We start from the raw sequence: 12,752 nt of genomic DNA, 5'->3' as shown, positions 1-12,752 counted from the left end.
TTAAGCGCACAGTTAATACTGACAGCAATGTCAATTGATGGGAGAACATGGCCATGAATGCGATGGCGCCGATCGAGCAATGCGTTGACATGATCATAGTCGGCGCCGGAATTTCCGGCATCGGCATGGCCGTGCATATGGCCAAGGACTGCCCGGGCAAAACCGTTGCCATCCTTGATCGCCGCGATCAGATCGGTGGAACCTGGGATCTGTTCCGTTATCCCGGCATCCGCAGCGATAGCGATATGCACACCCTGGGCTTTTCCTTCGCGCCGTGGAAACACGAAAAATCGATCGCCGATGCACCGGCAATTCTCGAATACCTCAATGACATCGCCGATCAGTATGGCCTGCGTGAAAAGATGCGCTTTGGCCAGAAAGTGGTCTCGGCCGATTGGGACAGCAAGACCGCCCGCTGGACGGTGGTGACCGAGGACGCAAATGGCCAGTCGCAGCGACTGCAGGGGCGGTTCCTGTTTCTGGGTTCCGGTTATTACGACTACGACGAACCCTTTGACGCCGGCTTCAAGGGCCGATCAAAATTCAAGGGCACGATCATCCATCCGCAGTTCTGGCCGAAGGACTTTGACTATCAGGGCAAAAAGGTGGTGGTGATCGGATCGGGCGCGACGGCGGTTACAATCCTCCCGGCAATGGCCCATTCTGGCGCAGCGCATGTTACCCAGTTGCAGCGGACACCAACTTATATGGTCAGCCGTCCCGCGCGCGATGGGATTGCCAATGGCCTGCGCAAGGTGCTGCCGGAAAAGCTGGCCTATGCGATCACCCGCTTCAAGAACATCACCATGCAGGACATGATGTTCAAGCGGGTCCGCAGCAACCCCGAAAAGGCCAAGGCATTCCTGCTGGCGGAAACCGCCAAGAACCTTGGCCCGAACTACAATGAGACCGATTTCGTTCCTCCCTACAATCCCTGGGAGCAACGGCTGTGCCTGGTGCCCGATGCCGATTTCTTCAGCGCAATCAATCAGGGCAAGGCCAGCGTGGTAACCGGCCACATCGACAGCTTTGATGCCGCCGGGATCAAGCTTAAATCGGGCGAACACATCGAAGCCGATGTGATCGTTACCGCAACCGGCCTTAAACTGGCGGTAGCCGGCAAGATCGCAATTGCAGTGGATGGCAAGCCGGTCGATTTCGGCAAGGCGTTCTATTACCGCAACTGCATGTTCTCAAATGTCCCCAACATGGCGGCGGTGTTCGGCTATATCAACGCCAGCTGGACTTTGCGGGTCGATATCATTGGTGAATACATTACCCGGCTGCTCAAGCAGATGGACACCTATGGCGCCGTTGCGGCCACCCCGGTGCTTGCTGCCGATTCCGGCCTTGAACCCGACGATGTCTTTTCAGGCTTCTCATCGGGCTATCTCGATCGCGGCAAGGACATGATGCCAAAGAATGCACCCAGCCTGCCTTGGCGGCTCAACCAGGATTACAAGCGCGACAGACAGGACATGCGCCAGGCACCGATTGATGATGGGGTGTTGCAGTTCACCCGGGCAAGGGAACTGGCCGATATCTGAACGGGATCTCGCAGTGATCTAGAAATTGCGCGGCACCGCTTTATCACCTAGCCTAACGGTATGACCGCACCGACCCGCATCTGGAAAGCCGCCCTGCTCGTCATTGGTGACGAAATTCTTTCGGGCCGAACGCAAGACAAGAACATCGCCCAGGTTGCAACCTGGCTGAATGTCCAGGGCATCAGACTGGGCGAAGTGCGCGTCGTGGCGGATAGTACCGATGCGATCGTTGAAGCCGTAAACACCTTGCGCAACCGCAATGATTATCTGTTCACCACCGGCGGGATCGGCCCCACCCATGATGACATCACCGTCGATGCTGTGGCGCAGGCGCTGGGCGTGGACGTGGTGATCCATCCTGAAGCCCGTGCGATCCTGGAACGCTATTATGAAACGCGCGGCGGATTGAACGAAGCGCGGCTGCGGATGGCCCGCGTACCCGATGGGGCAGCGTTGATACCCAACCGCATGTCTGGCGCGCCCGGGATCCAGATCGGCAACGTGTTCCTGATGGCCGGGGTTCCCTCGATCACCGCCGGCATGCTCGATGCGCTGACCGGCGAACTTGAAGGCGGCGCTGCGCTGCTCAGCGAAACTGTTGGCAGCTGGGTTGCGGAAAGCGAAGTGGCAGATTTGCTGCGCGAAACCGAGCGTTCGCACGAAGGCGTCGCGATCGGCAGCTACCCGTTCTTCCGCGAAGGCCGGGTGGGGGCGAACTTCGTGGTGCGATCCGTCGAACCGGCATTGCTCGATGCAGCCTGCGAAGCGCTGGTGGTGGGCCTGCGCGCGCTGGGGCGCGATGCTGTGCCGGGCGGCATTTAGCTGTTCCTGCACCAAAGCCCCACTGGCGCAGCGCTTGATTGGCGGCTATTGGCACACAGGGTTTGGCTGCCACGCTGGCAACGAATGACCAGATTCGGAACGCTTTTCATGACGCTCGCCGCTGCATCGCTATCAATCGCTGGCTGCGCGCATGCTCCTGTCAATCAGACCATCGCCGCGTTCGAGGCGAATCTGGCTGGCCACGCCAGCGCCACGGCTGCACTACAGCAATGGTGCGATCAGCGTGCAATTGCGCCAGGCGAAACGATCGCAGTCCAGTTCGTAACGGGCGCCGATGAAGCCCCGCCCGCCGATATCCGCACGATCCTTGGCCTTAGCCCGGATGCACCGCTGGGCTATCGGCATGTCCGGCTGGTTTGCGGCCCGCACGTGCTATCGGATGCACACAACTGGTTTGTACCTTCCCGGCTGACTGCGGATATGAACCGCCAGCTGGCCGAGACGCAGGTGCCGTTTGGGCGAATCGCTGCCAGCCTCAATTTCGCGCGGCTACCGCTGGACGCCGCGCGGCGGGGCGATCCGGGCTGCCCGGAAAATGCTATTTCTACCCACCGCGCGCGGCTGATCTTGCCTGATGGCCAGCCATTGGCCTTCGTGGTTGAATGCTACAGCGAAGCCAATCTGGGCCAGTCCGCTAGCGACTAAGGCACTTGCGCGGCGCGCCATCGGCGATGCTGCGCGCGGCTGCATTCTGCCCGGACTGGGGCCGCACCTGCGCAATCACGCATGCTTTTTTAAGATCGATCACCACCAACAGATGGGTCTGCTTGGCCGAATCTTCTGGATCTTCACTGATCTTGTTGCGGACGATCAGCATGGCCGGGTCAGACCCATCGGCACCCCCACGCGCGCGCCATTCAGCCGCATCGCCCAGCGTATTGAACCCGCCTGAACCAAGCGCGAATAGGTTCAGTTTGACCGGCGGCTTGCCCCGCCGCAGCAACACCAGATCGTCGCGGGCATCACCATAGTCAACTTGCAAGTCATAGCCGCCAATGCCTTTGCACCGGGAGATCGACCAGTCCTCGCCCTCGCCGCTTTCAACCAGCTTGCAATCCTTGAACGACGTGTAGGCTGACACCGGTCCGGCCAGCGGCGGCGCTTCGCTGCTCGCGGTTGCTGCGGGCTCGGCGCTGGCTGCAACGCCGGGCTTGGCGCTCGGCCCAGTCTGGGGATCTGGCTGCGCATCTTGTGAGCAGGCGGCCAGCAAGGCCAGCGACAAAACCAGGATCGGATTTCTCATCACGCAAACTTGCCACAAACGAAAAGGGCCGGAAAGCGCAATGCTTCCCGGCCCCTTGCTCGTTGCCGATGCGGGGTGCTTACGCGCCCTGCACTTCGCCCAGATCGATCTTCAGGCCGGGGCCCATCGATGAGGACAGGCCGACCTTCTGAAGATACTTGCCCTTGGCGCCGGCTGGCTTTGATTTGACCACCGCATCAACGAAGGCATCGAAATTGGCCTTCAAGGCTTCGTTCGAGAACGACAGCTTGCCGATCCCGCCGTGGATGATCCCGGCTTTTTCGACGCGGTATTCGATCTGGCCGCCCTTGGCAGCCTTGACCGCTTCGGCGACGTTCGGGGTAACCGTACCCAGCTTGGGGTTCGGCATCAGGCCCTTGGGGCCCAGCACCTTGCCGAGACGACCAACCACACCCATCATGTCGGGCGTCGCGATCACGCGGCCATAATCGAGGTTACCGGCCTGCATGTCTTCCAGCAGGTCTTCAGCGCCGACCTTGTCAGCACCGGCGGCGAGCGCCTTTTCGGCGTTTTCACCGCGCGCGAAGACCGCAACCTTGACATCCTTGCCGGTGCCCGAAGGCAGCACGACCATGCCGCGGACCATCTGGTCAGCGTGGCGCGGATCGACGCCCAGGTTCAGCGAAACCTCAAGGCTTTCGTCAAACTTGGTGGTCTTGAGGTCTTTCAGCAGCTGGATCGCGGCATCGACGCCGTAGATCTGCTGGTTATTGCCCAATTTCGCGGACAGGCTCTTCGCCTTCTTGGTCAACTTTGTCATGGACTTAGCCCTCCACCACTTCGAGACCCATCGAACGCGCAGAGCCTTCGATGATCTTGGTCGCCTGTTCGATCGTGTTGGCTGAAAGGTCAGCCATCTTCACCTGGGCAATTTCAGCCAGCTGCGAACGCGTGATCGTTCCGCCCGAAACCTTGCCCGGCTCTTTCGAACCAGACTTGAGGCCAGCGGCCTTCTTGATCAGGAACGAAGCCGGCGGGGTCTTGGTAACGAACGTAAAGCTGCGATCCGCATAGACCGTGATGATCGTGGGGATCGGCATCGACGCTTCAAGGTCCTGCGTCGCGGCGTTGAAAGCCTTGCAGAATTCCATGATGTTCACACCGCGCTGACCCAGCGCAGGGCCGATCGGCGGGGATGGAGTTGCCTTGCCGGCGGGCACCTGCAACTTGATATAGCCTTCAATCTTCTTGGCCACGATGGGCCTCCTTTCTTCCTGTTGCCGCCGCAGTGCGGAGGCTCAGAGTGAGCGGTCAAACAAAAGGCCTGAAAGCCTTCCTCCCGCACGGAATCGCCCAGCCAAAGCCAAACGAAGGCGCGCGACTAGGGCAAGCCGCGCGCAAATGCAAGCATTCTGGCGCCGGCTTACTTGACCAGTTCGACCTGTTCGAAGTCCAGCTCCACCGGGGTGGCCCGGCCAAAGATGCTGACCGATACCTTGACCCGGTTCTTGTCGAAATCGAGCTCTTCGACAATTCCGGTGAAGGTGTTGAACGGCCCATCGAGCACTTTGACAGCATCGCCGATTTCGTAATCGACGCTGATATGCTTCTTCGGTTCTGCGGCGGCCGCATCGCGCGCGCCAAAATAGCGGGCGGCCTCACGATCGGTGATCGGCTGCGGCTTGCCGCCGATTCCCAGGAACCCGGTAACCTTGGGCGTGTTCTTGACCAGGTGGTAAACATCGTCGTTCATGGTCAGCTGGGCCAGCACATAGCCCGGCATGGTCTTGCGTTCGACCTGAACCTTCTTGCCGCGCTTCACTTCGGTGACGGTTTCGTGCGGCACTTCGACCGCTGCAACCAGCGACGCCAGTCCAAGGCGCTCAGCCTCAGACAGGATCGCTTCCTTCACCTTGTTTTCAAAACCGGAATAGGCGTGGATGATATACCAACGAGCCATGATCAATGCGTCTCTATCGTTAGCGGGCCGGCCGATCAGGCCAGCGAGAGGAGGAACTGGACGACTTTGCCAAACAGCGAATCGATACCCAGAAAGAAAATGGCCAGGACCACCATCATGATCCCGACGAAAATCGCGGTAGTGGTGGTTTCCTGACGGCTGGGCCAGACCACCTTTTTTGCTTCGGCCTGAACCTGGCGCATGAATTCGCCGGGATTGATCTTTGCCATGGGGCCTGTCTTTCGCTTGTCAAACCATTCGCGCCTTCCACCTAGGCCTCATCGCCGCCCCGGCCGCGGTGGCCGGGAGGGGCGAATATGTACTCCTATGTCGGAAGACACTGCCGCACTTAGCTATCGTTGAAGACGATTGCAAGGGAGCGCAGGTTTGGCGCGGTTGCAAGTCGGCCAATTGGGCCATTGCGGTGCAACCGCGCCGGGTGGGTGCGATACGTCTCAGCTCCGCACGGCATTCGTGCTGGCTGGGACGACGCGGATCGCGGCAGCCTTGCGGTCAACCAGATAGCGCTTTGCCGCGGCCTGGATATCCGCCGGGGTGATCGAGCGCAGCACGGCTTCACGCTGGCGGCGGCGATCAAGCCGCTCGGGCCAGCTTTGGGCATAATTGACCAGCCCAGCCCAACCTTCATTCAGTACATTGCCCCGCGCATAGCCAGAAAGGACCGGTTCGCGCGCGCGGTTGAGCAGATCGGCACCGATCAGTCCGGCGCTCATTTCAGCGGCAATCTGGCGAAATGCCTGGTCAATCCGGTCCATATCACCCGGTGCGGAAGTTGCGAACAGCGTGATGTGCCCATAGCCTGGATAGATCGATTGAGTGAAAGAGACGCCTTTGGGGGTGTAAGTTGCTCCAAGTTTTTCGCGAACCAGATCAAGCGCTTTGAGGCTCATCGCCTGCGCCAGAAGTTCCCGGGTCAGCGAATCCTTTAGATCATGGTCATCGGTGGTTGGCCAGCTGATCGAAATGGCGCCCTGGTTGGCCTGACCGGTGTGGGTCAGGGTGGTGGTGCCGCTCGCCTTGAATGCCAGCGGATGACCGGTGTATGCGATATGCTTGCGCGGGGCACGACTGGGCAATGCCCCCAAAGTCCGGCCAACAGCGGCAACTACGGCTTCCTCATCGAAATCGCCAACCAACGCCAGCGAGACCGGACCGTTGGCTAGCTGCGGAGCAACCACCGCCTCCATGTCATCAAAAGTCAGCTTCGAGAGTGCCGCTGGCGTAGGTACGCCAAACCTGCCGTCCCCCCCGGTCAGCACATAGTTCTGCGCCATCGACCAGACCTGGATTGGCTGTGCGGACCATGCTTGACCAATCGTCTGTGCAGCCGGCCCCCATTGTGCAGCCGTCTCAGGCCGGAAGCCGGCTGCGCTAACTTGCGCAGCCAAAAGCTTGAGCTGAAGGTCAAGATCCTTGGCCGCCACCGCGCCACTGGCAGTGAGGGCATCATTGGTCACGCCAAGACCAAGCGACACCTGATGGCCAGCCACAATTTTGCGCAGCTCAGTTGCGTCATGTGCTTTGAGGCCATCCGCCGGCATCAGCAGATTGGCCGCGATAAACAGGCCGGGCTTATCGACCGGGAATGCCGTTGTCCCCTGACCGACATCCATCGAGAAAGAAACTTTGCCAGCCGCCCAGTCGGTCCGCTTGAGATTAAGCTGCAATCCATTCGCAAAGGTGACGGTGCGAATGCCCAGGTCGGCAATCCGTTTATCGGATACGACTGTGCCGGGTGTTCCGAAACTGTCATAGGCAAAGGCCTTGGTGACCGCTTCGGTGGGGGCGGTCACCGCGACTCGAGAACTTGCGTCAAGCAGCGTCGTGATCGCAGGTGCAGGATTGTCGATCGCCGACTTGGCGGAAACGTGTACCAAGGTTGGCCCGCCTTGCCAGGCTTCACGGAAGGCCGCAGTCACGGATTCGGAGTTAATCGATTGGACAATCGAATTGTAGGAGGCCAGATCGAAATCGGGCGAAGTAAAGACTGCGTTCTCGAAAGACTGAGCCGCCAGGGCTTCGGCAATTGATGCATTGCTGCGCCCCGCTTGCTGCGCGACTGCATTGGTCAGCAAAGATAGGTAGTTCGCCTTGATTTCATCAACTTCACTGGCGGTGAAACCGTGTTGATTCGCCCGGCGCATTTCCTGTTCGCCGATTGCCAGTGCCTCGCTCCAGTTCCCGTCGCGCGCGATCACATATAGCCCGAAAGTAGAAGCGTTGCGCGCGATGTCTTGGCGCTGGAATAGCGCGCCCAGGATCGGGCTTTTCGGGGTCTGTGCGATCGCTTGAAAGCGGTTGGAAATCGCAGCCCCTGCGATCGTTTCAAGCAGCTTCCTGCGTTCCTCATCAACACTATTGGCAGGCGCCGCATAGGCCCGGGCGCGCTCGAACATTACGATTTCAGCTATCGCCGGATCGGTGAAGCTTCCGATAATCGGACCCTTGGGCTGGGATACCGGCCCGCGATAATCGCGCCCGGCCTTGCCCATCGGCTTCCAGCCCCCGAAGGCGGCGGTGATTTTCCTCTGCATTTCGGCAGGGTCGACATCCCCAACGATCACCAGCGTAGAATTCTCTGGCCGGTAGAAGGCCTGGTAGAAGGCCCTCAGATCCTTCGCCGTGATCTTGCGGATCTGATCCGGGTCTGCCGGGACCGCACCCCCCAGCCGATTGCCGGGAAATTCGGTGTTCAGCACATTCGCCAAGCGCCGGCGGTTGGCATCATTGCGCACGCTCGCTTCCGACACCAGGATGCCGCGTTCGCGATCGACCGCGCCCGGTGCAATGGTCAATCGGCCCGCCACCTCGCGCATCATCAGCAATGCCGCATCAAGGGTTTCCACTTTCGCATTGGGCAGATCGAGCTTGTAGGTTGTGTGGTCAAAACCGGTTTCGGCATTGGTGTCTGCACCAAATGAAAGGCCGAGGCGTTCGAGCATCGGGACCAGCTTGCCTTCGGGAATGTTCCTCGAGCCGTTGAAGGCCATGTGCTCTACAAAGTGGGCCGCGCCGCGCTGGGCATCGGATTCGTCCTTGGTTCCGGCATCAATCCCGAACCGTACCGACACCGCGCCCTTGGGGCTTTGGTGACGTTTGATTGCATAGCGCATCCCGTTGGGCAGTGTGCCGAACACCACATCCGGATCGCCTGGCAGGTCCTTGCTGGCTATCCCCCAGCCCGGCACACCAGTGGTTGCCTGATTACCGATCCCGGTGCCTTCGACCGGCGAATTGGCAACGATCGGCGCGGATGAAAACAACAGGCTTGCCGCTGCAATCGCGACGAGTGAAGGGCAATATTTCAAAAATCGGGTCATGGGCAGGACTTCCCTTGGCGCAGGTATGAAGCTGATCCTGCAGCATCTCGCATTGGCGTGCAACACGTAAGGCAGTGCACTCTCAACAAATTTTCAGTAAATTCAGCGCGCCAGGTTCACGGCTCTTTTCGCCCCTACCGCGTCACCACCTCTGCCCCCAGCGGCGCAACCCGGTGTGCCAGGATCCAGTGGCGGCCGCGTTTTACTTCGACGAAGCCATAGGGCAGGCGTTCCGGATCTTGCTGGCCCATGTACCAGAACCAATCGGCATGGGTGGCGGGTTCATAGCTGTAGGTGTCAACCGGCTTGCCGGCAAAGCGGTTCAGCCGGTGGAACGGATCGCGAAAGAAATCACCGCCTTCCTGGATCGTCATCATGTGGATCCCGGGCAGCGCAAAGTTGCAGTTGATCAGCGCGTCAAGCCGCACCACGGCATAACCGCAGATGTGTTCCTGCGCATTATAGCCCCACTCGCCGCGTTCGGTGACCATGAAGCTGGCGATCCGGCTGCCGCGCGGAAGGTCATCCAGCGCGCGCAGCATCTCGGTGGTTTCGCGGGCATCGCGGCTCCAATCCATCGTGGTATAGCCCAGCCGCACCAGAAACAGCGAAGCTGAGGCCAGCACCAGCCAGCGCGGAGCCTTCCAGGCCAAAGTCAGGCAGCCCACCATCAGCCCGGCCGAAATCATCCGCGCATCAACCAGATCGCCGCCAAAGATGTGGCGCGGCATCACCAGCGACGCCGCCAGCATCATGCATGTGGCCCAGCCCAGCCGCCAATCCCAGCGTTTGAACCAGACCGCGCCAGCCAGCAGGGCAACGATGAACAACGCGCTGGCATAATCAAACCACTGCACCGTGCCGCGCATCGCCTGTTTCCAGATCGCCCATTTGTAGATTTCCGGACGCGGGCCATAAGAAGGCGGCTTGCCCACCGATCCGCCTGCAAGCAGCGCCAGCAGCGGGAAGAACAGCGGCCAAGGGGCCAGAAAAGCCCGCCAGGACTTATCCTTGTGCCATTCATAGCCGAACACCATCAGGCCCAGGATCCCCCAGCCCGAAACGTGCGCCAGCCACACCGCCAGCCCGATCGGAATAAACAGCGGCGCGCGCCAGCTTTTTCCGTCAAGCTTCACCCACAGCGCAAAGGCAAACAATGCTCCGGCCTGGGCGAGCCCGAAGTTCAGAAAGCCAAGGAACATCGATGGCGACCAGATCAGTGCAAATGCCAGCATAGATCCGATCCCGATTCGGCCCCGCAGGCTCCATTCCGCGGCAAGTATGCTCAGCCCGGTCAGAAATGGCAGCGATGCTGCGATGTACCAACCCGCGGTTTCCAGTGTCATCTTCGTGGAAAGCGGCTGGATCACCAGATCGGCCCCCAGATTGCCCATCCAGTGCCAGTTGAAGCCATAATATTGCTGCAGAAACGGGCTTTCGGCGCGGGTCAGCATGATGTGAAAGCGCGCCAGGTGTGCTGGGTAATCAACCATTTGCGGATAGCTGCTGGTCAGAAACGGCACGCAGGCCAATACGGAAAGCAGCACACCCAGCACCAGCATGCCCCATCTGCCCGGCTCCGCCTTAAGCCAGCGCAGCGCAGCGTAGCCGCGCGGTGGCGCGGCAGGCGGCTGGCTATCTGGGCGGATCGTATCCAAGCGCGGTCGGTTCCGGTGTTGGAGGGGAAAGCGGGCGAACTAGTGCTGCTTGCCCGTGCGATCAAGCCGAAGCAAGAGGCTGCCGGGTACGCGCGCAACAATCACCGCGCCTGCGGGCAACCCGGCCGGCTCTGCTTCACCCAGATACCATAGATATTCGGCCTGCTGCGCCGGGGCGAAAGCGGCAAGATCTGGCCGTTCCCCGGGGTTCAGCCGAACCCGTTGCGAAGGATCGGCAAAGCCGGTTTGGGCCGCGCGCAGTTTCAGCATGTGAATACCGTCCTGCACGAAATGCGAATTGACCAGGGCATCGCGCCGCAGCACGGCATAGCTTGGCGCATGTTCAAACGGGTTGCGCGCCCATTGGCCTTCGTCTCCGGCCACTGCGGCGGCCACGATTGCCCCGCGGGGCAGGGCATCCAGCACCCCAAGCCTGGCATCAAGCTGTTGCGATTCGGCTTGCCAGGCCAAAGTGGTTGCCGCCAGCCTGGCCAGAAACAGGCTGGACACGCCCAGCAGCAACCAGCGCGGCGCTGCCCAATCAATCGCCAATACACCGATCATCAGCGCGGCGGCGATCAGCCGCAGATCGGCATAGTCTCCGCCAGCCAAATGGCGCGGCACCAGCAGCGTCAAGAGCGTCAGGGCCAGGCCTGCCCAACCCAGCCGCGGATCGATCCGCCGGTGCCGCACAGCCAAACCAATCGCTGCGATCAGCAGCAGCAGTGCCAGGAAATCCAGCATGAATACCCGGTCGCGCAGCGCCTCGATCCAGATCCCCACTTTGTAGTTCAGCAGCGGCGTTCCATAACTGGCTATCCCGCTGCCCCCACCGTTGCCCAGCACAATCGGCACCAATGGCAAGGCCAGTGGCCAGCCCGCCAACAGCGATTGTAGGCTTTTTTTGTGGCTCCATTGATAGCCAGCCACCAATAGCCCCAGCACGCCCCAACCGGCCAGATGGCACAGCCAGGTCAGCCCGCCCCAGACCAGCATCGCCGCCCAGCGCCAGCGCTTTCCCGTCAGGCGGATCCACGCCGCCAGACCGAACAGGGCCATAGCCAGTGCCAGGCAGAAATTGGCAAAACCCATCGACAGTGCCGGTGACCAGATCGTGGCCATGGCCAACACCGCGCCGATCCCGATACGCCGCCGCAGGGTCCATTCAACCGCAACAATGCCCAGCCCGGTCAGCGTGGGTATCATCGCGGAAAGCAGCCACGCGGCGCGTTCCAGTCCCAATACCGGGGCAAGCATGGCGATCAGCAGGTCGATCCCCAGATTGCCTCCCAGGCGCCATTCAAACAGATAGTGGCGGGCCAGATCGGCGCTGCGCCCGGCATCCAGCATCACGTGGTAGCGCGCCAGATGCGATGCGAAATCGCCTTGCTGGGGATAGTGCGAGACAAAAAACGGCAACGCGGAAAGCGCAGCCAGAACCAGGCCGAAAATCAGGCTCTGACGCGGTGCGATTGCGATCACTTCGGGGAAAGTGCTGGCAGGAGTGGAGGGACTCGAACCCACGGCCCTCGGTTTTGGAGACCGATGCTCTACCAACTGAGCTACACTCCTGCAGGCAGCGCGTGCCCATAAGGCCAAGACTGCCGGATGACAAGCGGTCTGGGACGGTTCATACAAGAAACACCGTGCATGCACCAGTCACGCCTTCGCCGCTAGACCCACAGCAGCTTTTGCTGGCCTATCGCAGCGGGATTTTCCCGATGGCGGATGCGCGTGATGATGCAGAGGTGTTTTGGGTTGAGCCGCGGCGGCGCGCGATCCTGCCACTAGACGGGTTTCACTGTTCCCATTCGCTGGCCAAAGTGCTGCGCAACGATCGCTTTGAGGTGACCTGCAATCGCGCCTTTTCTGCCGTCATCGCGCATTGCGCCGGCCCGCGACGCGACGCCGATGATACCTGGATCAGCCACCGGATCGAGGCAACCTATGCCCGGCTCTACGAAATGGGCCAGGCCCATTCGATCGAATGCTGGCTGGAGGGCGATCTGGTTGGCGGCCTATACGGGGTTGGGTTTGACCGGGTGTTTTGCGGCGAATCGATGTTCAGCTGTAAGACCGATGCTTCGAAAGTTGCCATGGCCTGGCTGGTCGCCGCGCTGCGCCGGGGTGGCTGCCAGCTGCTCGATTGCCAGTTCCTGACTAGCCATCTTGCCTCGATGGGGGCCGTGGAAATCAGCC

Annotated in this window: 11 protein-coding genes, 1 tRNA gene and 1 pseudogene; 4 read left to right on the top strand and 9 right to left on the bottom strand. The window is 60.7% G+C overall.

Going from position 1 to position 12,752, the window contains the following annotated elements; all coding sequences use genetic code 11:
• The first annotated feature begins 47 nt into the window (after positions 1–47).
• The 3 genes from ABL914_RS01550 to ABL914_RS01540 all read left to right on the top strand — a co-directional run bounded on the left by ABL914_RS01550 (position 48) and on the right by ABL914_RS01540 (position 3,035).
• Positions 48–1,547 (top strand): flavin-containing monooxygenase, encoded by a 1,500-nt coding sequence (locus tag ABL914_RS01550; RefSeq protein WP_391561386.1) that lies wholly within the window; start codon positions 48–50, stop codon positions 1,545–1,547.
• A 60-nt stretch (positions 1,548–1,607) separates the two neighbouring features.
• Positions 1,608–2,369 carry a competence/damage-inducible protein A gene (locus ABL914_RS01545; protein WP_391561385.1) on the top strand — a complete coding sequence of 254 codons (762 nt, stop codon included), beginning with the start codon at positions 1,608–1,610 and terminating at the stop codon, positions 2,367–2,369.
• A gap of 84 nt (positions 2,370–2,453) precedes the next feature.
• A complete protein-coding gene (locus tag ABL914_RS01540; RefSeq protein ID WP_391561384.1) occupies positions 2,454–3,035 on the top strand; it encodes a chorismate--pyruvate lyase family protein in 582 nt (193 codons plus the stop codon).
• On the opposite strand, the gene ABL914_RS01535 is transcribed toward ABL914_RS01540, so the two are convergent.
• The 9 genes from ABL914_RS01535 to ABL914_RS01495 all read right to left on the bottom strand — a co-directional run bounded on the left by ABL914_RS01535 (position 3,025) and on the right by ABL914_RS01495 (position 12,125).
• On the bottom strand, positions 3,025–3,633 hold the full coding sequence (locus tag ABL914_RS01535; protein WP_391561383.1) for a hypothetical protein: 609 nt from the start codon (positions 3,631–3,633) through the stop codon (positions 3,025–3,027). The two genes, ABL914_RS01540 and ABL914_RS01535, sit on opposite strands and share 11 nt — an antisense overlap.
• Before the next feature lie 79 nt (positions 3,634–3,712).
• On the bottom strand, positions 3,713–4,414 hold the full coding sequence (gene rplA / locus ABL914_RS01530; protein ID WP_391561382.1) for a 50S ribosomal protein L1: 702 nt from the start codon (positions 4,412–4,414) through the stop codon (positions 3,713–3,715).
• 4 nt (positions 4,415–4,418) lie between these two features.
• Complete coding sequence (rplK, locus tag ABL914_RS01525; RefSeq protein WP_391561381.1) at positions 4,419–4,850, bottom strand: 50S ribosomal protein L11; 432 nt, start codon at positions 4,848–4,850, stop codon at positions 4,419–4,421.
• A gap of 167 nt (positions 4,851–5,017) precedes the next feature.
• Positions 5,018–5,554 carry a transcription termination/antitermination protein NusG gene (gene nusG, locus ABL914_RS01520; protein ID WP_391561380.1) on the bottom strand — a complete coding sequence of 179 codons (537 nt, stop codon included), beginning with the start codon at positions 5,552–5,554 and terminating at the stop codon, positions 5,018–5,020.
• Between the two features lie 35 nt (positions 5,555–5,589).
• A complete protein-coding gene (gene secE / locus ABL914_RS01515) occupies positions 5,590–5,784 on the bottom strand; it encodes a preprotein translocase subunit SecE (protein WP_391561379.1) in 195 nt (64 codons plus the stop codon).
• Between the two features lie 225 nt (positions 5,785–6,009).
• Positions 6,010–8,895 (bottom strand): M16 family metallopeptidase, encoded by a 2,886-nt coding sequence (locus tag ABL914_RS01510; RefSeq protein WP_391561378.1) that lies wholly within the window; start codon positions 8,893–8,895, stop codon positions 6,010–6,012.
• 134 nt (positions 8,896–9,029) lie between these two features.
• Positions 9,030–10,553 carry a hypothetical protein gene (locus tag ABL914_RS01505; protein WP_391561377.1) on the bottom strand — a complete coding sequence of 508 codons (1,524 nt, stop codon included), beginning with the start codon at positions 10,551–10,553 and terminating at the stop codon, positions 9,030–9,032.
• A 39-nt stretch (positions 10,554–10,592) separates the two neighbouring features.
• Complete coding sequence (locus ABL914_RS01500; protein ID WP_391561376.1) at positions 10,593–12,077, bottom strand: hypothetical protein; 1,485 nt, start codon at positions 12,075–12,077, stop codon at positions 10,593–10,595.
• A tRNA-Trp gene (locus ABL914_RS01495) sits at positions 12,050–12,125 on the bottom strand. Before ABL914_RS01495 ends, ABL914_RS01500 begins: the two co-directional genes overlap by 28 nt.
• Positions 12,126–12,136: 11 nt before the next feature.
• Here ABL914_RS01495 and aat point away from each other — a divergent pair.
• Positions 12,137–12,739: pseudogene (gene aat / locus ABL914_RS01490) on the top strand (leucyl/phenylalanyl-tRNA--protein transferase); the annotation flags it as partial.
• Positions 12,740–12,752: the final 13 nt, after the last annotated feature.

Origin of the sequence: Novosphingobium sp., from assembly GCF_040079535.1 — a bacterium.
In the GTDB taxonomy this organism is placed as follows: Bacteria; Pseudomonadota; Alphaproteobacteria; order Sphingomonadales; family Sphingomonadaceae; genus Novosphingobium.
Note: the sequence above shows the minus strand (reverse complement) of the source record. Positions and strands in the feature narration are given on the sequence as shown.